This window comes from Paenirhodobacter huangdaonensis (assembly GCF_004022465.1).
Taxonomy (GTDB): domain Bacteria; phylum Pseudomonadota; class Alphaproteobacteria; order Rhodobacterales; family Rhodobacteraceae; genus Rhodobacter; species Rhodobacter huangdaonensis.
Genome location: NZ_SAVA01000002.1, coordinates 64,612 through 86,844, shown reverse-complemented (window position 1 = coordinate 86,844; position 22,233 = coordinate 64,612). Strand labels below are relative to the sequence as shown.

Below are 22,233 nucleotides of genomic sequence, written 5' to 3'. Positions count from 1 at the left end.
GCGCGCGCGGTCAGAGCCACTCGCCCTTGATCACCTGGCGATAGATCTTCGACAGCCAGCTGTCGCCCTTCGCCTCGGGGCTCAGGCCCTGCTTCTTCAGCAGGCGATAGGCGTCGTCGTAGAACGGCGAGGACTGGAAGTTGTGGCCGAGAATCGCCCCCGCCGTCTGCGCCTCGTCAGTGATGCCGAGGGCGAGATAGGCCTCGACCAGCCGCTCGAGCGCCTCGGGCGTCTGCGTCGTGGTCTGGAACTGCTCGACCACCACGCGGAAGCGGTTGATGGCGGCGGTGTAATGGCCCTGCTTCAGATAGTAGCGCCCGATCTCCATTTCCTTCGCCGCGAGATGGTCGAAGGCAAGGTCGAACTTCAGCATCGCCGAACGCGCATAATCGCTGTCGGGATATTGCTCGATCACCTCGCGCAGCGACTGCAGCGCCTGGAAGGTCAGGCCCTGGTCGCGGCCGACCTCGTCGATCTGGTCGTAATAGGAGAGCGCGAGCAGATATTTCGCATAGGCCGCATCCTCGTCGCCCGGATAGGTGTCGAGGAATCGTTGCGCCGAGGACCGCGCCTCTTCGTATTTCTTCGCCTTGTGCTGGGCATAGACTTCCATGATCAGCGCGCGCTTCGCCCATTCCGAATAGGGATAGAGCCGCTCGACCGCGGAGAAATAGCGCAGCGCCTCGGACGGGCGACGCGGATTGCCGACCTCGAGCTCGTATTCGCCGCGCTCATAGATCTGCTGGGCGGTGAAATTCTCGAGCGGGGGCTCTTTGTTCGAGCCGCCGCCGCAGGCGGCCAGCGCCGCGACGAGCACGAAACTACCGACCCGAAGCGCCGCGGTTCTGCCCAGTGCCATGCCCTGCCTCTTCCCGATTCCGCCCGGGAGTTCCTGCCCCGGTGCCCTGCCAAGCCCGCCCCACGGGGCGGCTGCTTCGCTCCTCCTAGCACAGAAAAATCCGGGGCGCAAAACGCCTTTCGCGCCGGAGGACCCCTGCGCGCGCATCGCCGCCAAGCTCAGCGCGCAGCCACCGCAACCGGCCGGCAAACGCCTGCGCCGGGCAGGCTGTGGACCTGAGCGGGAGTGCAGTCTTCCCAGATCCAGGCGGTGCGGTCGGCAAAGAGCGCCCGCAGCAGACGGTTGGTCATCGCATGGCCCGAGCGCGTGCCGACATAGCGCCCGACGATCGGCGCGTCGGCCAGCGCGAGGTCGCCCATGGCGTCGAGCATCTTGTGGCGCACCGCCTCGTCCTCGTGACGCAGCCCGCCGGGGCTGAGCACCTTGTCGCCGTCGATGACCACCGCATTCTCGTAGGTGCCGCCAAGGGCAAGCCCGTGCGACTGCATGTAATCGACATCGGCCTGACGGCAGAAGGTGCGGCTGTCCATCAGCTCGCGCACGAAGGCGCCATTCGCCATCTTCAGCCGTTTTTCCTGATGGCCGATCGCGGCATCGGTGAAGTCGATGGTGAAGTCGATCTCGAATTCGGCAGCCGGTTCCAGCCGCGCCACGGCCTCGCCCTCGCGCACCTCGACCGGACGCAGGATGCGGATCGCCTGCACCGGCCCGGGCAGCGAGCGCAGCCCGGCGCGGCGGATCGCGCGCACGAAGGGCGCCGAGGAGCCGTCGAGGATCGGAACCTCGGGGCCGTCGATGTCGATCAGCGCATTGCGGATGCCAAGGCCCGCAAGCGCCGCCATGACATGTTCAATGGTCGAAACCGAGACGCCGTCCGCGTTCTCGATCAGCGTGCAGAGTTTCGACGGGGTGACAGTGTCCCACCGCGCCGGAACGCGCGGGTTGCGGTCAGTCACATCGGTGCGGTGGAAGACGATGCCCGTGCCCGCCGGCGCCGGACGCAGCACCATGTGCACCGGGGCCCCCGAGTGCAGGCCCACGCCGTCAAAGGTCACCGGATTTGCCAAGGTCGTCTGCACGAGCGTCTCCTGTTCACAGTGCAGCTCCGGTCCATGCCGGGGCCTGCAAGTGTCAGTTAGGCAAGACCGGGCGACATCACAATTCACTCTTTGCAACAAACTGAAACATTGCTGCGGCGGCGCGGCAAATCCTCGCCGAATGCCGCTCAAAGGCTTGAATACAAAAAGAAAAGAGCCGGGTTTCCCCGGCTCTTTCCTGCGTGATTTGTGAACTCGTCAGTTCGCCTGACGCCGCAGGAACGCGGGGATCTCGATGCGGTCCTGATCGTGTTCGGCCTCTTCCTCGTAGCTCGGACGCTGCGGGGCGGCGGGGCGATAGGCCTGCTGCGGCTGCGGCGCGTGCTGCGGGGCCTGCGGCTCGGCGGCATGGCCGGTCATCCGGTTGATCAGCGAGTTGATGCCGAAGCGCGGCTTCTCGGCGGCCGGCTGCGGCATCGGCGCACGGCCGGCGCCCATCTGCGGCGCCGCGGGACGGGCCTGGCCGGGCTGCGACGGGGCCTTGTTCACCGCAGCCTGCAGCCGGGCCAGCGCCTCGGGCGAGGGCGTGCCGGGCGCGCGCGGACGCGGCGCGACGAAGGAGCCCGCGTCTTCCTCGACATGCAGCTCGCGGGCCGGTGCGGCGGCGGCGCGCGGCTGGTAGGCAGGCGGCGGCAGCTCGTCCGAGACCTCGCGCGTGGCGGGCTGCGGCGCCGGGGCGGCGGGCGCGTCGAAGAGGTTGCGCTCGGGCGCGGCCTGCGGTGCCGGCTGCGGCGCCACATGATGCGCGGCGGCGGCCGGCGCGGCGGCCGGCTCGTTATGACCCGACTTCAGCGGCTCGGCCATGGTGCGGCGCGGCACCGGCACCTCGACGGCGGCCGGGGCGGCGTCGATCCCGGTCGCGACGACCGAAACCCGCATCATCCCTTCCATGTCCGGATCGAGGGTCGAGCCGACGATGATGTTGGCGTCCGGATCGACCTCTTCGCGGATCCGGTTCGCGGCTTCGTCGAGTTCGAACAGCGTCAGGTCATAGCCGCCGGTGATGTTGATCAGCACGCCCTTGGCGCCCTTGAGCGAGATCTCGTCAAGCAGCGGGTTGGCGATCGCCTTCTCGGCGGCCTGAATCGCACGGTCGTCGCCCGAGGCGTCGCCGGTGCCCATCATCGCCTTGCCCATCTCGTCCATCACCGAGCGGACGTCGGCGAAGTCGAGGTTGATCAGGCCGGGGCGGACCATCAGGTCGGAGATGCCCTTCACGCCCTGGTAGAGCACGTCGTCGGCCATCGCGAAGGCTTCGGTGAAGGTGGTGCGCTCGTTCGCCAGACGGAACAGGTTCTGGTTCGGGATGATGATCAGGGTGTCGACGACCTTCTGCAGCGCCTCGATGCCCTGCTCGGCCTGACGCATCCGCTTCGCGCCCTCGAACTGGAACGGCTTGGTCACCACACCCACGGTCAGCACGCCAAGCTCGCGGGCGGCCTGCGCGATGATCGGCGCGGCGCCGGTGCCGGTGCCACCGCCCATGCCGGCGGTGATGAAGCACATGTGGGCACCGGCGAGATGGTCGACGATCGCCTCGATGCTTTCCTCGGCGGCGGCGGCGCCGACGGAGGGACGCGCCCCCGCGCCCAGCCCCTCGGTCGCCTTCAGGCCCATCTGCACCCGCGCCTGCGACCGCGACTGCTGCAGCGCCTGCGCATCGGTGTTGGCCACGACAAACTCGACCCCGTCGAGCTGCTTCTCGATCATGTTGTTGACCGCGTTGCCGCCCGCACCACCGACGCCGAACACGGTGATCCGCGGCTTGAGGTCTTCGTGATCCGACATCATCAGATTCAAGGTCATGGGTTTCCGCCTGTGTTTTGTGCTGATCGGCCCTGTCCCCGGCCGAAACGTCCCCGTAATTCCCTTAGTTTTATCTGCGAATCCGAGAAACGTCACTCAAAAAACACAGGGGAAGCACAAAATCTGGAGCGCAGCCGCGCCCGTTCAGCGGTATTTCGCGCATACCTCTGCATCTGGTGGAAAACGAATCGGACCAGCCCCGGCCCTTGCGTTTCACCAGTTGTCGCGGAACCAGCGCAGCGCGCGCCGGAACGACCGGCCGCCCAGCTTCTCGGCCGGGATCTCGAAATCCCACCATTCGTCCTGCGGATGCGCGGCGAAAAGCGCGAGCCCGACGACCGAGGAAAAGCCCGAGCCGGTCGCGGCCTGCGGCAGCCCCTGCACCCGCAGGGGCCGGCCGAGACGCACGTTCTGGCCGAGGATGCGTGCCGCCAGCCCGTCGAGGCCGGGGATCTGGCTGGCGCCGCCGGTCAGCACGATCTGCTGGCTCGGCAGGTGGTCGAAGCCCGCGACATCCAGAAGCGCCCGCACCTCCTCGAGGATCTCCTCGACGCGCGGCCGCATGATGCCGATCAGCTCGGCACGGCTGACGCGGCGACGGTCCTTTTCCCAGTCGCCCGAGTTGCCGGCCAGCTCGATCATCTCGCGGTCGTCCATCCCGGTCGCTACCACGCCGCCGTGGAAGGTCTTGATCCGCTCGGCCGTGGCCATCGGCACCTGCAGCCCCGCGGCGATGTCGCGGGTGACGTGATCGCCGCCCATCCGCACCGCATCGGCAAAGATCATGTGCTTCTTCATGAAGATCGACACCGCGGTGGCGCCGCCGCCCATGTCGATGCAGGCCGAACCGAGCTCCTGCTCGTCCTCGACGAGCGAGCTCATCCCCGAGACATAGGCCGAGGAGGCGATCCCCGCGAGTTCGAGATCGCAGCGCCGGATGCAATAGATCAGGTTCTGCACCGCCGCCGCATCGACGCTGAGCAGGTGCATGTCGACCGCGAGCCGCGCACCGACATGGCCGCGCGGATCATTCAGCCCCGACCGGTGATCGAGGGCGAAATTGACCGGATGGGCATGCAGCACCTCGCGGCCCGCCCCGATGTCGGGCATGTCGCAGGAGGCCAGCACGCGGGCGAGATCCTGCTCGTCCACCTGCGCCCCCATCACCTCGACCTCGCCGGCCAGGCCATAGCTGCGCGGCACGGCGCCCGAGAAGCAGGCGATGACATGGTCGACGCGGGTGTTGGCCATCTTCTGCGCCGCCTGCACCGCGGTGCGGATCGCGCGCTCGGTCTCGGCCATCGCGTCGATCTCGCCAAAGCGCACGCCGCGCGAGCGGGTGGTGGCGGCGCCGATGACGCGGAAGCTCGACTGCCCGGCGAGGGACCCGACCCCCTCGGCGTCGCGCGCCGCATCGTCATTGTCGAAGCGCAGCACGAGGCAGGCGATCTTCGAGGAACCGATGTCGAGAAGAGCGATCACCCCGCGCTGCAGTGCCGCCTTGCGCATGTTCCGCATCGCCCGCTGGGCCTGGTAGAAATCGGTCATTGGGACACCTTCACACTGTTCAGCGCGCCGGCGCTGATCGCCTGGTACTGGGCCAGCGCCGGGGCGCTGAGCCGGATCGTCGGGCGCTCGGCATTGCGCATGTCGAGCCGGGTGAAATCGCGGCTCAGCAGGTCTTCGGCGGCATCGAGGGCGAGAACCCGCTCGACCGCCTGCACCGGGTTCTCCTCGGGCAGCAGGATGCGCTGATCCCGGTCGAGGACCAGATCCCACCGCCGCTCGCCCATCCGCACCAGACCGCGCGCGCGCGGCAGGATCGGTTTCGCCGCGGCCAGGATCAGCAGCGCCTCGGGCACGGCCTCGTCCGCCCCCTCCCCCGCGATCAGCGGCAGGTCGGGGCGCGCGTCGCGGCGGGTCAGCGAGGCGGTGCGGTGCCCGATCTCGTCGAGCATCTCGATCCCCGAGGGCGTGCGCCACAGGATCACCGGCTCGCGCTCGGTCACCTTGACATCGAGCGCGCCGCCGGTGCGCACGATCAGCGACACGTCCTTCACCGCATCAAGACGGGCGATGGTGTCGTGATAGGCGCCGAGGTCGATGGCAAAGCGCGAAGCCGGAAGCTGAACCGGCAGCATCGCGCGCACCGCCTGTTCGACCTCGGGGCTCGCGCCTTCGACGGTCAGGGTCGAGACCCGGAACTCGGGCCGGTTCTGGATCGAGAGCTTGATGTCCTCGAGCTGCGCCATCGCATCGGCCCGCCGCCCCTCGTCGCCAAGCCAGAGCCCGAGCCCGAGGGTGACGGCGAAGACCGGCACACCGATCCGGGTGAAGGCGCGCACGAAGGGGGTCAGCCACAGCCGCTGCAGCCGGAAGGCGAGGCGCGAGGGCGCCGGATCGCGCCGCATCCCGCCGGCGCGCGGCTTCACCGACACCCGGCGCTGGCCGGCCTGCAGCAGGTAGCGCGGTTCCGCCTTCAGCGATCGCATGAGGCCCCCTCCACCATCCAGCGGCAGAGCTCGGGGAAGCTGATCCCCTCGGCCGCCGCCTGTTCGGGGGCAAGCGAGGTCGGCGTCATCCCGGGCTGGGTATTGGTCTCGAGCAGCACGACCCCCGCGACGCCGCGGCTGTCGTCCCAGCGGAAATCGGTGCGCGACAGGCCGCGGCAGCCAAGCGCCCGGTGCGCACGCAGGGCATAGTCCTGGCAGGCGCGGAACACGTCCTCGGGCAGCCCGGCCGGGCAGACATGGCGCGAACCGCCTTCGGCATATTTGGCATTGTAGTCATACCAGCCGGTGGTGATGATCTCAGTCACCGCAAGGGCGTGATCCTCCATCACCGAGCAGGTCAGCTCGCGGCCCGGCGCATAGGTCTCGACCATCACCGTCTCGGGCATCGCGGCGGAAAGCTGCGGCGGCCCGTTCGAGCCTTCGGTGACGATGTAGACGCCGACCGAGGAGCCCTCGTTGTTGGGCTTGACCACATAGGGCACGGGCAGCACGTGGCGCACGCAGACCTCGGCCTTCGTCGCCAGAACGCTTTCCACCACCGGCAGGCCGGCGGCGCGATAGGCGGCCTTCGAGCGGGTCTTGTCCATCGCCAGCGCCGAGGCCAGCACGCCCGAATGGGTATAGGGCAGACGCAGCCATTCGAGCAGGCCCTGAACGCAGCCATCCTCGCCCCAGCGGCCATGCAGCGCGTTGAACACGCAATCGGGCCTGGCGGCGGCCAGCTGCGCCGGCAGATCCGGCCCCGCGTCGATCTCGATGACCTCGAATCCCGCCACCCTGAGCGCCTTGGCGCATTCGCGCCCGCTCGACAGGGACACCTCCCGCTCCGCGGAAGGTCCACCCATCAAGACCGCCACAAGGTGGGATGCCCTGCTCGACATGCCCGCCACTTTCGCCTCTCCCGGGGTTTGCCCCCGTGGAATAATTTTCGCTACGACTGCGCGCCGCGGATCAATATTCGCCGACGCGCATGATTTCCCACTCTAGCGAAATTCCCTGCGTCTGCAAAACCTTTTTGCGCACGTCCTCGCCCAGCCCCTCTAGATCTTGTGCCGTGGCGCCGCCGGTGTTGATCAGGAAATTCGAGTGCATCGCGCTCATCTGCGCGCCACCGCGGCGCGCCCCGCGCATGCCGGCCTCGTCGATCACCTTCCAGGCCTTCAGGTCGTGCACGTCGTCGGCCCGCCCGGTCGAGGAGAACCCCGCCGGGTTGCGGAAGGTCGAGCCGGCCGAGCGCTCCTTCGTCGGCTGGCTGGCGTCGCGCTTCGCGATCTGCTCGGCCATCCGCGCCTCGAGCGCCGCGGGCTCGCCCCGTTCAGCGCGGAAGGTGGCCGCGGTCAGCACCGCGCCCTCGGGCAGCGTGCTCGAGCGATAGGCAAGGTGCAGATCGGCCGCCGGGATCACCACGCGCTCGCCCGTGCGCAGCACCGCCTCGACCTCGATCAGATGGTCGGCGGTATAGCTGCCATAGCAGCCCGCATTCATCCGCACCGCACCGCCGATCGAGCCCGGGATGGTGCGCAGGAAGGTCAGGTCGAGCCCCGCCTCGGCCGCACGCCGCGCGACATGGGCATCCAGCGCCGCGGCGCCCGCCCGCACCCGGCCCTCGCCGGTCTGCACCTCGATCGCGTTGAAGCCGCGGCCAAGGCGGATCACCACCGCCCGGATGCCGCCGTCGCGCACGATCAGGTTCGAGCCCACGCCCATCGGGAAGACCGCCACCCCGGCCGGCAACGCGGCCAGCAAGGCCGCGAGGTCCTCGGCATCGGCGGGCTGGAAGAACCAGTCGGCCGGGCCGCCGACGCGCAGCCAGGTGAGATCGGCAAGCGGGCGGTTGCGGCTGAGCGTGCCGCGCGGGGTATAGGCGATGCTGTCCATGACCCCCGCTTAGCCCGGCGCCGGCAGCCGGGCAAGAGCTCAGTCCGGAGCTCCGCCGGTGGTGTCGATCACCACCTCGTAGTCGAGCGTGGTCGTCACCTCCTGCCCGCGGAACCCGCCCTCGAGCGGCAGCGTCCCCGCCTGCCCCGGCGCGACACACAGCGCCACATGGCCATCCGTCACCTCAAGCCCATGCGTCGGGTCATAGCCGCGCCAGCCCTGCCCCGGCAGCAGCACCTCGGGCCAGGCATGCAGATGGCGCCGGCCGTCGATGCTCTCGGCCTGCGCCTGATAGCCCGAGACGAAGCGCGCCGGGATCCCCTGCGCCCGCGCCGCGGCGATGAACAGCATGGTCAGGTCGCGGCAGGCCCCCTTCGCCGTCGCCAGCGTCTCGGCCGGGGTCTGGGCATTGCCGGTCAGGCGGATATGGCGGTCGGTGCGGGTGAAGAGCGTCTCGTTCAGCGCGGCAAGAAAGTCCTCGGCCCGGCCGCAGGTGGCGGCGGCAAGGCTGGCGGCGAAGGCCGCGACCTCGGGGTCGATGGGCTCGGACGGCAGGAAGGCCGAGGCCGCAGGCGCGGCCCAGGGCAGCCCCGGCAGTGCCTCGGCCAGCGGCGCAGGCGCATGGGTGTCGAGGGTGAAGCGGCTCTCGATCACCAGCTCGCGGGTCCTGCGGCCGAAGGTCAGCCGGGTCAGCGGGTTGCCCCAGGCGTCGGTGCGGTCGACCCGGGTCACCGGCGCCGGCGTCACCGTGATCTCGGCCGCATGCAGCGTCACCCCCTCCGGGCGCGGGCTCAGCCGCAGCCGTTGCGGGCCGAGCCGGACCGGCGCGGAATAGCCGTAGCGGGTGAGATGACGAACGGTGAAGCGCATCGGGGCCTCCTGCCTTGCCCGGGCAGGATAGGCCGCAAGGCCTGCGCGCACCAGTGCCGTGCTCAGCCCCCGGCCTTGCCTCCGATGCGGAGCAGACGGCGAAGGAGAAAGCGCAGCGGCCAGCGCAGCACCGAGGCCTGCGCGGCGAGCAGCAGCCCGCCGACGACCGGCCCGTCATTCACGAAAACCCTGACCAGAAGCGGCATGCCGGTGACGATCAGCGCAATGCCGCCCGGCCAGTGAAAGCGCCGCGGCGCAAGCCCGATCAGCGTGGCAATCAGCGCCCAGAGGCAGGCGGCAATCAGCGAGGCGCTCATGTCAGCCCCGCGAAGGAGGCGGCAAGCGCCGCGCCCGAGGCGAGCGCGCCGAAGACCGGCACCGCCATCGGCACCCGGAACGGCGCGGCGGGTGCCCGCCGCTTCAGCCCGATCAGCGCGAGGTTCACCAGCACGAAGACGCACAGCAGCACGGTGGTGGTGAGCTGCGCCAGCGCCGCGACCGGCAGCGCGAGCGCCGCGACCAGCATCAGCCCGCCGGCCAGCAGTGTCGCCGCCACCGGCGTGCCAAGCCGCGGGTGGGTATGGCGGAAGACGCCGAGCACCGGCAGCCGCCGGCCGAGGCCGTAAAGCACCCGCGCCGCCATCACGACCTGCGCCAGCACCCCGTTCAGCGCTGCAGCGACCGCAATCGCCGGCAACAGCGCCCGCGGCGCCGACGCCCTGGCCCAGACCTCGGCAAGCGGGCTTTCCGACCGTGCCAGATCGGCCGGCGCCACGGCATGGACCGCGGCGGCCGAGACCGCGACATAGAGGAGCGTGGTGATGACGAGCGCCGCCAGGATCGCGCGCGGCAGGGTGCGGGTCGGGTCACGCACCTCCTCGGCCATGTTCACGATGTCCTCGAAGCCGATGAAGGCGAAGAAGGCGAGCGCCGCCCCCGCGGCAATCCCCGACCAGGGCACCGCGGCGGCGATCCCGGGCGCGGCGGGGGCGCTCGCCCCGGCCCAGATCACCAACAGCAGCCCCGCGACCTCGATCACCGTCAGGATCGCGGCAAAGCCGATCGACTCGAGCACGCCCCAGAGCGCGATCACCGTCAGCGAGAGGCCGAGGGCAAAGATCAGCGGCGCCGGGGGCAGCGGCAGCAGCAGGGTCAGATAACCGACCCCGCCGCGCAGCACCGCCGCGGCCGAGATCACCCCCGAGAGCACGATGGCAAGCCCGACCAGAACGCCAAGCGCGCGCGAGGCGAGCCCCGCCTCGACATAGGCGACCTCGCCCGCGGCCTCGGGCAGACGGGTGGAGAGCTCGGCATAGGAGAGTGCGGAGGGCGCGGCGATCAGCCCGGCAAGCACGAAGGCAAGCGGCGTCCAGCCGCCCGCATGGCCCGCCACGGCGCCGACCAGCACATAGATGCCGGCGCCGACCATGACGCCCACGCCATAGGCGGTCAGCAGGACGGGGCCGAGGCGACGCTTCAGCTCCCCGTCCTGCGCCATCTCAGGCGCCGAGGATATTGGGCAGGTTATTCGCCCAGGCCGAGATCGTGCCGGCGCCAAGGCAGACGACGATATCGCCGGGCCGCGCCTGCTCTTTCACCAGCCGCGCGAGATCCTCTTCGTTGAAGAGGGCGCGGGCGTGACGGTGGCCGTGACGGATCAGCCCGGCCACAAGATCGTCGCGCGTGGCGCCCGGGATCGGATCCTCGCCCGCGGCATAGACATCGGCGATCGCCACCACATCGGCCTCATTGAAGCAGGTGCAGAAATCGTCGAACAGGCTGTGCAGGCGCGAGAAGCGGTGCGGCTGATGCGCCGCGATCACCCGCGCGCCCGGCGTGCCCGACACATATTGCCGTGCCGCCTTCAGCACCGCGGCAATCTCGACCGGGTGATGGCCGTAATCGTCGATGATGGTGACGCCGCCCAGCACCTCGCCGACCTTGGTGAAGCGCCGGTTGACGCCGCCGAACTGGGCGAGCGCCGCGCGGATCTCGTCCTTCTTCATGCCGAGGTGGCGCGCCACCGCAATCGCGGCAAGGCTGTTCGAGACGTTGTGGTTGCCCGGCATCGGCAGCGAGCAGCCCTCGATCTTCGCCTCGGCCCCCTCGTTTTGCAGCAGAACGTCGAAATGCGCCCGGCCTTCCGAGAAGCTGAGGTTGACCGCGCGCACATCGGCCTGGGCGTTGAAGCCGAAGGTGGTGACGCGGCGGTCGGTGACGCGGCCGACGAGGGCCTGCACCTCGGGGTGGTCGGTGCAGCACACCGCCATGCCGTAGAACGGGATGTTGGTGACGAAGTCGTAAAAGCCCTGGCGCAGGTTCTCGATCGTGCCCCAGTGCTCCATGTGCTCGGGATCGATGTTGGTGACGATCGCGATGGTCGCCGGCAGCCGGTTGAACGAGCCGTCGGATTCATCGGCCTCGACCACCATCCACTCGCCCTCGCCCGCCCGCGCGTTCGAGCCGTAAGCGTGGATGATGCCGCCGTTGATGACGGTCGGATCGAAGCCGCCCTTGTCGAGCAGCGTCGCCACCATCGTCGTGGTCGTGGTCTTGCCATGGGTGCCGGCGACCGCGATGTTCGACTTGAGCCGCATCAGCTCGGCCAGCATCTCGGCGCGGCGCACCACCGGCAGCTTGCGCCGGCGCGCCTCCTCGAGCTCGGGGTTGCCCTTCTTGATTGCCGAGGAGATCACCACCACCGCGACGTCGTCGGTGATGTTCTCGGCGCGCTGGCCTTCGTGGAAGGTGGCGCCCAGCTCGACCAGCCGGTCGGTGATCTTCGAGGCCTTCGCATCCGAGCCCTGCACCTTGTAGCCGAGCGTCATCAGCACTTCGGCGATCCCCGACATGCCGATGCCGCCGATGCCGATGAAGTGGATCGGGCCCAGTTCCCCGGGAAGTTTCGTGGCGGCAGCGCTCATTTCGGTTGTCCTGCAAGTTTCTCGACGATTTCGACCAGCCGCCCGGTGGCATCGGGGATACCGTAGCCGAGCGCGGCCCGCGCCATCTGCACCGCACCCTCGGGATTGTCCAGCACCAGCACGACCTGGGCCGCGATGCTGTCGGCCGTGGCCTGTGCCTCGGGCACCAGGATGGCGGCGCCGGCCTCGGTCAGGCCGCGGGCATTTGCCGTCTGGTGATCGCCGGTGGCGGCGGCATAGGGGATCAGGATCGCCGGGCGCCCGATCACCGAGATATCGGCAACCGACGAGGCACCCGAGCGCGAGATCACAAGCTGGCACTCGGCCAGCCGGCGCGGCACGTCCTTGAAGAAGGGCTCGACCTCGGCAGCGATGCCGGCTGCGGCATAGGCCGCGGTGACGCGCTCCATGTCCTCGGGGCGGGCCTGATGGGCAATGCGCAGCCGGCCGCGCAGCGGCGCGGGCAGCGACGCAAGCGCCGCGGGGACGACATCCGAAAGCACCCGGGCGCCTTGCGATCCGCCGATCACCAGCACCGAAAGCGGCCCCTCGCCGGGCGGGGTGTAGGGGGCGGCGGCGCATTCGATGATCGCGGCGCGCACCGGGTTGCCGGTGTGCACCCCCGCCACGCCGGGCGGCAGATCGGTGGGCCAGGTGCCGCAGGCGAAGGCGTCGACATGGCCGGCAAAGATCCGGTTCACCCGCCCCATCACGCCGTTCTGCTCGTGGATCGCGCGCGGCACGCGCAACAGCCAGGCGGCACTGAGCGCGGGGATCGTCGGATAGCCGCCAAAGCCCACCACCGCGGCCGGGCGGTCGGCCAGATCGTGCCGGATCGCGGTGAAGATGCCGCCAAGGATGCGGAACGGCACGGCGAGTTTCGCCAGCGCCCCGCCCCGCGCGAAGGTCGCCGAGGCCACTTCCTCGACATGGACGACATGCGGGAAACCGCCGGTATAGCGCGCGCCGCGTGCATCCGTCGACAGCTTGACCCGCCAGCCGCGGCGCACCATCGCCTCGGCCAGTGCCTGCGCCGGGAACATGTGTCCGCCGGTGCCGCCCGCGGCGATCAGCAGAAGCGGGGCTTTCGGAGCGGCCATGGCGGCCTCCTTCACTTGCGGCGGGCGAGGATGTCGGAGATCTCGCCCTGCGGCCGGGTGCGGGTGAGCGCCAGCAGGAAGCCAAGCGCGATGCCCGAGGCGATCACCGACGAGCCGCCATAGCTGACGAAGGGCAAGGTCATCCCCTTCGCCGGCAGCAGCCGCACCGCGACGCCCATGTTGATCAGCGCCTGCACGCCGAAGGCGCAGGCAAGCCCCGAGCCCGCCAGCCGGGTGAAGGGGTCGCGCTCGCGCATCAGCCGCAGAAGCGAGCGCACGACGACGATCGCATAAAGCGCGATGATGATCATCACCAGGATCAGGCCGTATTCCTCCGCCGCGACGGCGATGATGAAGTCGGTGTGCGCATCGGGCAGCGACCATTTCACCGTGCCCTCGCCGACGCCGACGCCGAAGAAGCCGCCCTCCTGGATCGCGTTCGTGGCATAGCCGATCTGCGTGCGCGGGTCGATCTCGGTGCTCAGGAAGCCGTTGATACGACGGGCGAAGTGCTCGGACATGTTATAGGCGAAAAGCCCGCCCGCCGCGGTCAGCCCGGCGATGGCGGTGAGCAGGAAGATCGGCGCGCCGGCGATGAAATACATCACCATCCAGCTGAAGAGGACCAGCGAGGCCTGACCGAAGTCGGGCTGCAGCGCCAGCAGCACCACGATGAAGACGGTGAGCAGGAAGGAATAGAGCCGGCCGGGCGGGCCCGCGACCTCATGCGCCGCGGCCATGAACCAGGCGGCGATGATGACGAAGCCGGGCTTGAGGAACTCGGAGGGCTGCACCGAGGCGAAGCCGAAGGAGATCCAGCGCACCGCGCCCTTGCCGAAATCGGTGCCGATCACCGGCAGCGCCAGGATCGCGAGGAAGGCGAAGAAGAAGCCGATCACCCCGATGCGGCGGACCTGGGTCGGGCTCAGCATCGAAATGAGCAGCATGGCGATAATGCCGAGCGAGCCGAAGAACGCCTGTCGCTTGACGTAGTAGAAGGGTTCGAGCCCGTTCTTTTCCGCCAGCGGCACCGAGGCCGCGAGACCGAGCAGCATGCCGACGCCGAACAGCATCAGGATCGCCGAGAGCGCCCATTTGTCGATCGTGCGCCACCAGCGCGGAAGAACAGGTTCACCTGCCCGAACGGGCACGGTGCCGAACACCATCTCTGTCATGGGCCTACCGCCGTCACTGCCTCGAACACGCCCGTTTTTCCGGGTCTGGCGAGGAGTCTAGCGCATTGCCACGCGGCTGCCTAGGGGAACGTGGCCCGAACGCGCAAGGATGGCGGCACACTGCCGCGCCGCCTTTGCCGCGCCGCCGCACTGTGCCATGATAGCGCGAACATCGACGGACGGAGGCGGCAATGAAAGTCGGGATCGTGGGCGCGGGAATGGTGGGCTCGGCCGCCGGATCGGCACTCGCCCTGCGGGGCGGGGCAAGCGAGGTGGTCTTCGTCGACCGCAATGCAGCGCTGGCACAGGCCCAGGCCGAGGACATCAGCCATGCCGTGCCCTTCGCCCATCCCTGCCGGCTGAGCGCGGGCGAGTATGACGCGCTCGAGGGCGCCGAGGTGGTGATCCTCTCCGCCGGCGTCGCGCAGAAGCCGGGCGAGAGCCGGCTCAGCCTGCTCAGCCGCAATGCCGAGGTCTTCGCGAGCGTGATCGGCGGCGTGCGTGCCGCCGCCCCCGGGGCGATGCTGCTCGTCGCCTCGAACCCCGTGGACATCATGACCCAGGTCGCGCTGCGCGCCTCGGGCCTGCCGCCCGAGCGGGTGATCGGCTCGGGCACCATCCTCGACACCGCGCGCTTCCGCAGCCTCCTTGGCGCCCATCTCGGCATCGCGCCGCAATCGGTGCATGCCTATGTGCTGGGCGAGCATGGCGACAGCGAGGTGCTGGCCTGGTCCTCGGCGCGGGCCGGCACCGAACCCGTCGCCCGCTTCGGCGCCCAGCTTGGCGCGCCGATCACCGAGGCGGTGCGCGCGCGCATCGACGCGGGCGTGCGCCGCGCCGCCTACCGCATCATCGAGGGCAAGGGCGCCACCTGGTATGGCATCGGCGCGGGGCTTGCGCGCATCGTGCAGGCGATCCGCGACGATCAGGGCGCGGTGCTCTCGGTCTCGATCGTGGCGCCCGAGGTCGAGGGCGTGCCCGACATCGCGCTGAGCCTGCCGCGCGTCGTCGGCCGCAAGGGCGTCAGTGCGACGCTGATGCCCGAGATGAGCGAGACCGAGACCGCGGCGCTGCGCGCCTCGGCCGAGGTGCTGAAGGAAAGCACGCAGGGGCTGTGGTGAGCGAAATCTTCGGCGCCTTCCTGCGCCTTGGCCTGACCAGTTTCGGCGGCCCGACCGCGCATATCGGCTATTTCCGCACCGAGTTCGTGCTGCGCCGCGGCTGGCTGGGCGAGGCCGACTTCGCCGAGCGGCTGGCGCTGGCGCAATTCCTGCCAGGACCGGCCTCGTCGCAGCTCGGCCTCGCGATCGGGCTGCACCGCGGCGGGGTGGCCGGCGCACTTGCGGCCTTCCTCGGCTTCACCCTGCCCTCGGCGCTGCTGATGACGCTCGCCGGGCTGTCGGCGCAGGCATTGCCGGGCGGTGTCGCGGCGGGCGCGATCGCCGGGCTCAAGCTCGTCGCCCTCGCGGTGGTGGCACAGGCGCTGTGGGGCATGGCGCGCAGCCTTTGCCCCGACACCACGCGCCGGCTGCTGGCGCTCGCAGCCTGCGCGGCGCTGCTCGCGCTGCCCGCCGCAGCGCTGCAGATCGGCGTGATCGCGCTGGCCGCTGCGTTCGGCGCCACCCGGCCGATGCCCGCCGCCGCCCCGGCGCGGATGACCGAGCGCGGCCGCGCCCTTGGCCCGGTGCTGGCGCTTGCCTGCCTGCTGCTTGCCGCCCTGCCCTTCGCCCGCCCCTATCTCGGCGCGGGCGCGCTCGTCTTCGGCGGCGGCCATGTGGTGCTGCCGCTCCTGCGCGAGGCGCTGCCCGGCGTCGAGGCCGAGACCTTCCTCGCCGGCTATGGCCTTGCGCAGGCGATGCCCGGCCCGCTGTTCACCTTTGCGAGCTATCTCGGCGCGGCGACGGGCGGGATCGGCGGCGCGCTGATCGCCACGGCGGCAATCTTCGCCCCGGGCTTCGCGCTTTACGCGCTCGCCCTGCCGCTCTGGTCACGGATCGGCGCGAACGGGCGCGCGCGCGGCGCGGTGGCGGCGGTGAATGCCGCGGTGGTCGGCGTGCTCGCCGCCGCCTTCCTCACCCAGATCCTGCCCGCCGGGCTGCACGACGGCCGCGCGGCAGGGATTGCCGCGCTGCTTCTGGCGCTCGCCTTCGGCACCCGGCTGCCGCCCGTGGCCCTGGTCGGGCTGGGGGCGGGACTGGGCGCGGCGCTGCTCTAGCGGCCTCAGTCCGGCAGCGCCGCGACCAGTGCGGCGAAATGCTCGCCCCGCTTCTCGAAGCTCTTGTACTGATCGAAGCTCGCCGCGGCCGGCGCCAGCAGCACGGTGTCGCCCGGCTCCGCCTCGGTCGCCGCGCGCGCCACCGCCGCCTCCATCGTCTCGCAGATCTCGTGTTCGAGCGGGGCAAGCTCCAGCGCGAAGTCGCGCCCCGAATGGCCGATGAAATAGGCCTTCTTCACCGCACCGAGCAGCGGACGCAGCGCGGCGACACCGCCTTCCTTGCCGAGCCCGCCCGCGATCCAGCGGATGTTCGGGAAGGCCTCGAGCGCCTTCGCGGCGCTGTCGACATTCGTCGCCTTGCTGTCGTTCACATAGCGCACGCCGCGCTTTTCCGCGACGGTCTGCGAGCGGTGCGGCAGGCCCGCAAAGCTGTGGAAGGCCGCCTCGATCACCCGCGGCGCAAGGCCGAGCGCGCGACAGGCGGCATAGGCCGCGCAGGCGTTCTGGTGGTTGTGCGCGCCGGGCAGGCCGGTGACCTCGCGCAGGTCGATCGAGGCCACCTGCCGGCCCTTGCGCCACTCCGTCAGGAAGCCCTTGCGGGCAAAGACCGACCAGCCGAAATCGCCGAGCTTTTGCGCCGAGGAGACCCGGATCACCCGGTCATCCTCGCGCGAACTCGCCATCTGATTGGCCAGATAGACGCCTTCGGGTTCATCGACGCCGATCACCGCGCGATCCGGCCCGCCCTCGGCAAAAAGCCGGCGCTTGGCCGCGAAATAGCCGCCATAGCCGGCGTGGCGGTCGAGGTGGTCGGGCGAGAGATTGGTGAAGACCGCGATGTCGGGGGTCAGCGCGCGGGCGAGGTCAGTCTGATAGCTCGAAAGCTCGAGCACCACCACCTCGCCGTCGATCGCCGGCTCGAGGTCGAGCACGCCGCGCCCGATGTTGCCCGCCATCTGCGTCGGCCGGCCCGCCTGTTCGAGGATGTGGTGAATGAGCGCCGTGGTCGTCGACTTGCCGTTCGAGCCGGTGACGCAGACCGTGCGCGGCGTCACATCGAAACTGTCCCAGTCCTGCGTCGCCCAGGAGCGGAAGAACAGCCCGATGTCATTGTCGACCGGGATCCCCTCGGCCATCGCCTGCGCGATCACCGGGTTCATCTTCGGATAGAGATGCGGAATGCCCGGCGAGGTGATCAGCGCCGAGATCCCCTCGAAGGCGCCCTCGCGGCCAAGGTCGGTGCAACTCCAGCCCGCCGCCTCGGCCTTCGCCCGCGCCTCGGGGCTGTCATCCCACAGCACCGGCACCGCGCCCCCCGCTTTCAGCGCCGCCGCCGTGGCAAGCCCGGACCGCCCGAGCCCCAGAACCGCGACCTTGTGCCCCTCGTATCCCTGAACCGGAATCATCTGCTTTTCCTCGCGTCGGACGCGGGGGTTTCACACCCCCGCACCCCCGTGAGGTATTTGAAGCAAGGCGAAAGGGAAAGACCCTTCCCCTGCATTCATCTTGGCGAAAATACCTCGGGGGGTGAATTTGCCCGCAGGGCAAAGAGGGGGGCAGCGCCCCCCTGCCCCGCGCCGCGGCGCCTCGTTCGGCCGGCCTGTCCTCGCCCGGCAACAACGCCTCTGGTTTGCGCCACCGCGTTCCCGTTTTCGAAAAGGCCTTTCCGACACCGGAACGGCCCCGCGAAAACGAACCCGCCTGCCGCGTCATGCAGCAGGCGGGAAGCGGTTTGCGGCGGTGGTGCGCTCAGCGGATCTTCAGCGTGGCAAGGCCGATCAGCGCGAGGATGAGCGAGATGATCCAGAAGCGGATGACGATCTGCGCCTCGCCCCAGCCCTTCTTCTCGAAATGGTGGTGGATCGGCGCCATCAGGAACACCCGCTTGCCGGTGCGCTTGAAATAGGCGACCTGGATGATCACCGACATCGCCTCGACCACGAAGAGGCCGCCGACGATGGCCAGCACCAGCTCGTGCTTGGTGCAGACCGCGATGGCGCCAAGCGCGCCGCCAAGCGCAAGCGAGCCGGTGTCGCCCATGAACACTGCCGCAGGCGGGGCGTTGTACCACAGAAAGCCCAGGCCGCCGCCGATCAGCGCCGCGGTGAAGACCAGGATCTCGCCGGTGCCGGGCACGAAATGCACGCCCAGATACTGGGTGAAGTCGGCACGGCCGACGACATAGGCGATGGCGCCAAGCGTGCCCGCGGCGATCATCACCGGCATGATCGCGAGCCCGTCGAGCCCATCGGTCAGGTTCACCGCATTCGCCGCGCCGACGATCACCAGCATCGAGAACGGCACGAAGAACAGGCCGAGGTTGATCAGCGCATCCTTGAACACCGGCAGGGCAAGCTGGTTGGTCAGCTCGGGCGGGTGCATCCAGGCGGCAGCGGCGCCGGCCACGGCCGCAAGCAGCAGCCCGAGGATCATCCGGGTGCGCGAGCTGACGCCCTTGACGTTCTGCTTCGTCACCTTGGCGTAATCGTCAGCGAAGCCGATCAGCGCATAGCCATAGGTCACGCCGAGGGTGATCCAGATATAGCCGTTGTCGAGCCGCGCCCAGAGCAGTGTCGAGACGAGCAGCGCCGAGAGGATCAGCAGTCCCCCCATCGTCGGCGTGCCGGCCTTGGCGAAATGCGTCGCCGGCCCGTCGGTGCGGATCGGCTGGCCCTTGCCCTGCTTGCGGCGCAGCATGTCGATCAGCGGCCGGCCGAACAGAAAGCCGAAGATCAGCGCGGTGAAGAAGGCACCGCCCGCGCGGAAAGTGATGTAGCGAAACAGGTTGAACAGATCGCCCCCGCTCGACAGGTGGGCAAGCCAATACAGCATTATTCTTTTCCCTTGAACGCCTCGGCCGCGCCGGGCTGGCCGAGTTTCTTCAGCGCCCCGACGACGAGGCTGACCTTCGATCCCTTCGATCCCTTCACCAGCACCACGTCGCCCGCGTCGACGAGATGCGGCGCGCGATCGGCAAGCGCCGCCGCGGTCTCGAGCCATTCGCCGCGCTTCGCCTGCGGCAGCGCCTGCCACAGCGCGCGCATCCGCACGCCGGCGCAATGCACGATGTCGACCGCCGCCATCGCCGGCAGCCGCGCGATGGCGGCGTGCAGCTTCAGCTCCTCGGGGCCAAGCTCCAGCATGTCGCCGAGAATCGCCACCCGCCGCCCGTGCGCCACCCGGCCGATGCCGTCGCGCGGCGCGGTCGCCGCCAGCACATCGAGCGCCGCCGCCATCGAGGCGGGGTTGGCGTTGAAGGCATCGTCGAACAGATCGAAGCTCTGCGCCTCGTCGGTGATGTCGAGATAGACCCGCTCGCGGGTGCCGCGCCCGGCGGGCGGGCTCCAGGTGCCGAGATCGAGCGCGGCGACCGCGGGGTCCGCGCCCACGGCCTCGGCGAGCGCCAGCACGCCAAGCGCGTTCGCGGCGAAATGCGCGCCCGGGGTCATCACCTTGAAGAGCAGCGGCTGCCCCTTCGCCTCGGCCTGCACGATCGTCGCATCGCCCGCGATGCGGGCCGTGAGCAGGCGATAGTCCGACCCCGCCGCGGGGCCGAAGGTGACGACCCGCGCGGCATGGGCCTTTGCGGCCGCAAGCAGGATCGGCGTCACCGGCAGCCCGGTCGGCACAACCGCGGTGCCGCCCGGCTCGAGCCCCTCGAAGATCGCGGCCTTTTCCCGCGCGATGCCCTCGACCGACTCGAAGGCCTCGAGATGCGCCGGCGCGACGGTGGTGATCATCGCTGCATGCGGGCGCGCCATGCGCGCGAGCGGCGCGATCTCGCCGGGGTGGTTCATGCCGATCTCGATCACCGCGAAATCGGCCTCGGCCGGCATCCGGGCAAGGGTGATCGGCACGCCCCAGTGGTTGTTGAAGCTTGCCTCGGCGGCATGGACGCGGCCCTGTGCGCTCAGCACGGCGCGCAGCATCTCCTTCGACGAGGTCTTGCCGACCGAGCCGGTGACGGCGATCACCCGCGCCCGGGTGCGCGCCCGCCCGGCCCGGCCAAGCGCCTCGAGCGCGGTGAGCACGTCCTCGACCAGCAGCAACGGGTCGCTGTCGCTGCAGCCCTCGGGGATGCGGCTGACAAGCGCCGCGGCGGCACCGCGGGCGAGCGCGTCGCGCACGAAGTCATGGCCGTCGCGCACGTCCTTCAGCGCGACGAACAGCTCGCCCGGCCGGATCGTGCGGGTGTCAATCGAGATGCCGGTGACGGCAAAGGGGCGCGTCGCCCGCCCGCCGGTCGCCGCGGCGGCATCGGCAGAGGTCCACAGAACAGCCATGTCAGATCTTTCCATCGAGCGCCGCGACCGCGATCGAGGCCTGCTCGGCATCGTCGAAGGGGAAGATGTCGGTGCCGATCACCTGACCCCGCTCGTGCCCCTTGCCCATGATGAGAAGCGCATCCCCCGGGCCGAGCGCATCGACCCCGCGCAAGATTGCCTCGGCGCGGTCGCCGACCTCCTGCGCCTCGGGCCCCGCGCCCTCCATCACCGCGGCGCGGATCGTGGCCGGGTCCTCGGTGCGGGGGTTGTCGTCGGTGACGATGACGTGGTCGGCAAAGGCGGTGGCGGCGCGGCCCATCAGCGGCCGCTTCGTGCGGTCGCGGTCGCCGCCCGCCCCGACGATCGCCACCAGCCGGCCCAGCACATGCGGGCGCAGCGCCTTCAGCGCAGTCTCGACCGCGTCGGGGGTATGGGCGTAATCGACGAAGACGGTGGCGCCGTTCGCCCGCGTCGCGGCAAGCTGCATCCGCCCGCGCACGGTGGTGAGCTTCGGCAGCGCAGCAAAGACCTCGGCCGGCTCCGCGCCGCAGGCGATCACCAGCGCCGCGGCGGTGAGCGCGTTCATCGCCTGGAAACCGCCGATCAGCGGCAGGCGGACGAGCTGCGGCGCGTCTTCCCAGATGAAGCGCACGTCCTGCCCCGCGGCGTCGAAACGTTGCCCGCCAAGGCGCATCTCGCAGCTGGCATCGCGGCCGACGCGGATCACCTGCTGGCCGCGCGCGACCGCATAGTCGAAAAGTTCGAGCCCCTTCGGGTCGTCGGTGTTCAACACCGCGACGCCATCCTCGGGCAGAACCCGGGTGAAGAGCCCCGCCTTCGCGGCGAAATACTCCTCGAAGGTGGCGTGGTAATCGAGGTGATCCTGAGTGAAATTGGTGAAGGCCGCGGCCGAAAGCTGCACCCCGTCGAGCCGGCGCTGCGCCAGCCCGTGGGAGGACGCCTCCATCGCCGCGTAATCGACCCCCGCCGCCGCCATCTCGGCCAGCAGCCGGTGCAGGGTGATCGGCTCGGGCGTGGTATGGGCGGAGGGCGCGGTGAAGCTGCCCTCGACGCCGGTGGTGCCGATATTCGCCGCCTCGAACCCGAGCGCCTGCCAGATCTGCCGGGTGAAGGTGGCGACCGAGGTCTTGCCGTTCGTGCCGGTCACCGCGACCACCGTCGCGGGCTGCGCGCCGAACCACAGCGCGGCGGCATAGGCAAGGCTCTGGCGCGGGTCCTCGACCACCACCAGCGCGACCGAGGAGCCCACGAGCAGCGGCCGCGCGATCTCTTCGCCGGCGCGGTCGGTCAGCACCGCCACCGCGCCGCGTTCGAGCGCCGCGGGCAGGAAGGTCGCGCCATGCGCCTTCACCCCGGGCAGCGCCGCGAAGAGATGGCCGGGCCTGACCTGGCGGCTGTCGACGGACAGGCCGGTGACGGCGACATCCTCGCCGTGCCGGGCGGTCAGGCCGAGATCGCTCAGGGCTTTCGTGACTGCTTCGCCCATATCCTGTGCCCCTTCAAAATTGCC

At 70.0% G+C, this 22,233-nt stretch carries 19 protein-coding genes; 2 read left to right on the top strand and 17 right to left on the bottom strand.

Annotated elements, in window-relative coordinates; all coding sequences use genetic code 11:
- Window positions 1–10: 10 nt before the first annotated feature.
- The 13 genes from EOW66_RS03475 to ftsW form a co-directional block, all read right to left on the bottom strand.
- Window positions 11–859, bottom strand: coding sequence for an outer membrane protein assembly factor BamD (locus EOW66_RS03475; RefSeq protein ID WP_164880088.1), 849 nt, complete (start codon window positions 857–859; stop codon window positions 11–13).
- Between the two features lie 158 nt (window positions 860–1,017).
- On the bottom strand, window positions 1,018–1,938 hold the full coding sequence (lpxC, locus tag EOW66_RS03470; protein WP_113900065.1) for a UDP-3-O-acyl-N-acetylglucosamine deacetylase: 921 nt from the start codon (window positions 1,936–1,938) through the stop codon (window positions 1,018–1,020).
- Window positions 1,939–2,154: 216 nt separating this feature from the next.
- Complete coding sequence (gene ftsZ, locus EOW66_RS03465; protein ID WP_128154897.1) at window positions 2,155–3,762, bottom strand: cell division protein FtsZ; 1,608 nt, start codon at window positions 3,760–3,762, stop codon at window positions 2,155–2,157.
- Window positions 3,763–3,975: 213 nt separating this feature from the next.
- Window positions 3,976–5,310: a cell division protein FtsA gene (ftsA, locus tag EOW66_RS03460; protein ID WP_128154895.1), complete on the bottom strand. Its 1,335-nt coding sequence runs from the start codon at window positions 5,308–5,310 to the stop codon at window positions 3,976–3,978.
- Window positions 5,307–6,254, bottom strand: a complete 948-nt coding sequence (locus EOW66_RS03455) for a cell division protein FtsQ/DivIB (protein ID WP_128154894.1) — start codon at window positions 6,252–6,254, stop codon at window positions 5,307–5,309. Before EOW66_RS03455 ends, ftsA begins: the two co-directional genes overlap by 4 nt.
- Complete coding sequence (locus EOW66_RS03450; RefSeq protein WP_128154892.1) at window positions 6,242–7,156, bottom strand: D-alanine--D-alanine ligase; 915 nt, start codon at window positions 7,154–7,156, stop codon at window positions 6,242–6,244. The genes EOW66_RS03455 and EOW66_RS03450 overlap by 13 nt, the downstream gene beginning before the upstream one ends.
- A 70-nt stretch (window positions 7,157–7,226) precedes the next feature.
- The gene (gene murB / locus EOW66_RS03445) at window positions 7,227–8,153 is read right to left on the bottom strand and encodes a UDP-N-acetylmuramate dehydrogenase (protein WP_128154891.1); all 927 of its coding nucleotides are present in this window, start codon (window positions 8,151–8,153) and stop codon (window positions 7,227–7,229) included.
- A 39-nt stretch (window positions 8,154–8,192) separates the two neighbouring features.
- A complete protein-coding gene (locus EOW66_RS03440; RefSeq protein ID WP_128154889.1) occupies window positions 8,193–9,023 on the bottom strand; it encodes a transglutaminase family protein in 831 nt (276 codons plus the stop codon).
- A 62-nt stretch (window positions 9,024–9,085) separates the two neighbouring features.
- Window positions 9,086–9,340 carry a DUF2484 family protein gene (locus tag EOW66_RS03435; protein ID WP_128154888.1) on the bottom strand — a complete coding sequence of 85 codons (255 nt, stop codon included), beginning with the start codon at window positions 9,338–9,340 and terminating at the stop codon, window positions 9,086–9,088.
- Window positions 9,337–10,521: an APC family permease gene (locus EOW66_RS03430; RefSeq protein WP_128154887.1), complete on the bottom strand. Its 1,185-nt coding sequence runs from the start codon at window positions 10,519–10,521 to the stop codon at window positions 9,337–9,339. Before EOW66_RS03430 ends, EOW66_RS03435 begins: the two co-directional genes overlap by 4 nt.
- 1 nt (window position 10,522) lies before the next feature.
- Window positions 10,523–11,947 (bottom strand): UDP-N-acetylmuramate--L-alanine ligase, encoded by a 1,425-nt coding sequence (gene murC / locus EOW66_RS03425; RefSeq protein ID WP_128154885.1) that lies wholly within the window; start codon window positions 11,945–11,947, stop codon window positions 10,523–10,525.
- On the bottom strand, window positions 11,944–13,047 hold the full coding sequence (locus EOW66_RS03420) for a UDP-N-acetylglucosamine--N-acetylmuramyl-(pentapeptide) pyrophosphoryl-undecaprenol N-acetylglucosamine transferase (RefSeq protein WP_128154883.1): 1,104 nt from the start codon (window positions 13,045–13,047) through the stop codon (window positions 11,944–11,946). The genes murC and EOW66_RS03420 overlap by 4 nt, the downstream gene beginning before the upstream one ends.
- A gap of 11 nt (window positions 13,048–13,058) precedes the next feature.
- Entirely contained in the window at window positions 13,059–14,222 is a 1,164-nt protein-coding gene (gene ftsW / locus EOW66_RS03415) for a putative lipid II flippase FtsW (RefSeq protein ID WP_113900076.1), read from the bottom strand.
- A gap of 191 nt (window positions 14,223–14,413) precedes the next feature.
- Here ftsW and EOW66_RS03410 point away from each other — a divergent pair, with 191 nt between their 5' ends.
- Both EOW66_RS03410 and chrA read left to right on the top strand, forming a co-directional pair.
- The gene (locus tag EOW66_RS03410; protein WP_128154882.1) at window positions 14,414–15,343 is read left to right on the top strand and encodes an L-lactate dehydrogenase; all 930 of its coding nucleotides are present in this window, start codon (window positions 14,414–14,416) and stop codon (window positions 15,341–15,343) included.
- Window positions 15,340–16,437 carry a chromate efflux transporter gene (gene chrA / locus EOW66_RS03405; protein WP_239017482.1) on the top strand — a complete coding sequence of 366 codons (1,098 nt, stop codon included), beginning with the start codon at window positions 15,340–15,342 and terminating at the stop codon, window positions 16,435–16,437. The genes EOW66_RS03410 and chrA overlap by 4 nt, the downstream gene beginning before the upstream one ends.
- Window positions 16,438–16,442: 5 nt before the next feature.
- On the opposite strand, the gene murD is transcribed toward chrA, so the two are convergent.
- From murD to EOW66_RS03385, 4 genes are all read right to left on the bottom strand, one after another.
- Complete coding sequence (murD, locus tag EOW66_RS03400; RefSeq protein WP_128154878.1) at window positions 16,443–17,843, bottom strand: UDP-N-acetylmuramoyl-L-alanine--D-glutamate ligase; 1,401 nt, start codon at window positions 17,841–17,843, stop codon at window positions 16,443–16,445.
- 343 nt (window positions 17,844–18,186) lie between these two features.
- Window positions 18,187–19,269: a phospho-N-acetylmuramoyl-pentapeptide-transferase gene (gene mraY / locus EOW66_RS03395; protein WP_113900080.1), complete on the bottom strand. Its 1,083-nt coding sequence runs from the start codon at window positions 19,267–19,269 to the stop codon at window positions 18,187–18,189.
- Window positions 19,269–20,720: a UDP-N-acetylmuramoyl-tripeptide--D-alanyl-D-alanine ligase gene (locus EOW66_RS03390; RefSeq protein ID WP_128154876.1), complete on the bottom strand. Its 1,452-nt coding sequence runs from the start codon at window positions 20,718–20,720 to the stop codon at window positions 19,269–19,271. Before EOW66_RS03390 ends, mraY begins: the two co-directional genes overlap by 1 nt.
- Before the next feature lies 1 nt (window position 20,721).
- Window positions 20,722–22,209 (bottom strand): UDP-N-acetylmuramoyl-L-alanyl-D-glutamate--2,6-diaminopimelate ligase, encoded by a 1,488-nt coding sequence (locus EOW66_RS03385; protein WP_128154874.1) that lies wholly within the window; start codon window positions 22,207–22,209, stop codon window positions 20,722–20,724.
- Window positions 22,210–22,233: the final 24 nt, after the last annotated feature.

What these genes read in the sequence shown, in the direction of transcription:
- EOW66_RS03420 (WP_128154883.1), bottom strand. Translation starts at nt 13,047, where the DNA reads ATGGCCGCTCCGAAAGCCCCGCTTCTGCTGATCGCCGCGGGCGGCACC.
- EOW66_RS03475 (WP_164880088.1), bottom strand. Translation starts at nt 859, where the DNA reads ATGGCACTGGGCAGAACCGCGGCGCTTCGGGTCGGTAGTTTCGTGCTC.
- murD (WP_128154878.1), bottom strand. Translation starts at nt 17,843, where the DNA reads ATGATTCCGGTTCAGGGATACGAGGGGCACAAGGTCGCGGTTCTGGGG.
- EOW66_RS03390 (WP_128154876.1), bottom strand. Translation starts at nt 20,720, where the DNA reads ATGGCTGTTCTGTGGACCTCTGCCGATGCCGCCGCGGCGACCGGCGGG.
- EOW66_RS03410 (WP_128154882.1), top strand. Translation starts at nt 14,414, where the DNA reads ATGAAAGTCGGGATCGTGGGCGCGGGAATGGTGGGCTCGGCCGCCGGA.
- ftsA (WP_128154895.1), bottom strand. Translation starts at nt 5,310, where the DNA reads ATGACCGATTTCTACCAGGCCCAGCGGGCGATGCGGAACATGCGCAAG.
- EOW66_RS03455 (WP_128154894.1), bottom strand. Translation starts at nt 6,254, where the DNA reads ATGCGATCGCTGAAGGCGGAACCGCGCTACCTGCTGCAGGCCGGCCAG.
- murC (WP_128154885.1), bottom strand. Translation starts at nt 11,947, where the DNA reads ATGAGCGCTGCCGCCACGAAACTTCCCGGGGAACTGGGCCCGATCCAC.
- EOW66_RS03450 (WP_128154892.1), bottom strand. Translation starts at nt 7,156, where the DNA reads ATGTCGAGCAGGGCATCCCACCTTGTGGCGGTCTTGATGGGTGGACCT.
- mraY (WP_113900080.1), bottom strand. Translation starts at nt 19,269, where the DNA reads ATGCTGTATTGGCTTGCCCACCTGTCGAGCGGGGGCGATCTGTTCAAC.
- murB (WP_128154891.1), bottom strand. Translation starts at nt 8,153, where the DNA reads ATGGACAGCATCGCCTATACCCCGCGCGGCACGCTCAGCCGCAACCGC.
- ftsW (WP_113900076.1), bottom strand. Translation starts at nt 14,222, where the DNA reads ATGACAGAGATGGTGTTCGGCACCGTGCCCGTTCGGGCAGGTGAACCT.
- EOW66_RS03430 (WP_128154887.1), bottom strand. Translation starts at nt 10,521, where the DNA reads ATGGCGCAGGACGGGGAGCTGAAGCGTCGCCTCGGCCCCGTCCTGCTG.
- EOW66_RS03435 (WP_128154888.1), bottom strand. Translation starts at nt 9,340, where the DNA reads ATGAGCGCCTCGCTGATTGCCGCCTGCCTCTGGGCGCTGATTGCCACG.
- ftsZ (WP_128154897.1), bottom strand. Translation starts at nt 3,762, where the DNA reads ATGACCTTGAATCTGATGATGTCGGATCACGAAGACCTCAAGCCGCGG.
- EOW66_RS03385 (WP_128154874.1), bottom strand. Translation starts at nt 22,209, where the DNA reads ATGGGCGAAGCAGTCACGAAAGCCCTGAGCGATCTCGGCCTGACCGCC.
- EOW66_RS03440 (WP_128154889.1), bottom strand. Translation starts at nt 9,023, where the DNA reads ATGCGCTTCACCGTTCGTCATCTCACCCGCTACGGCTATTCCGCGCCG.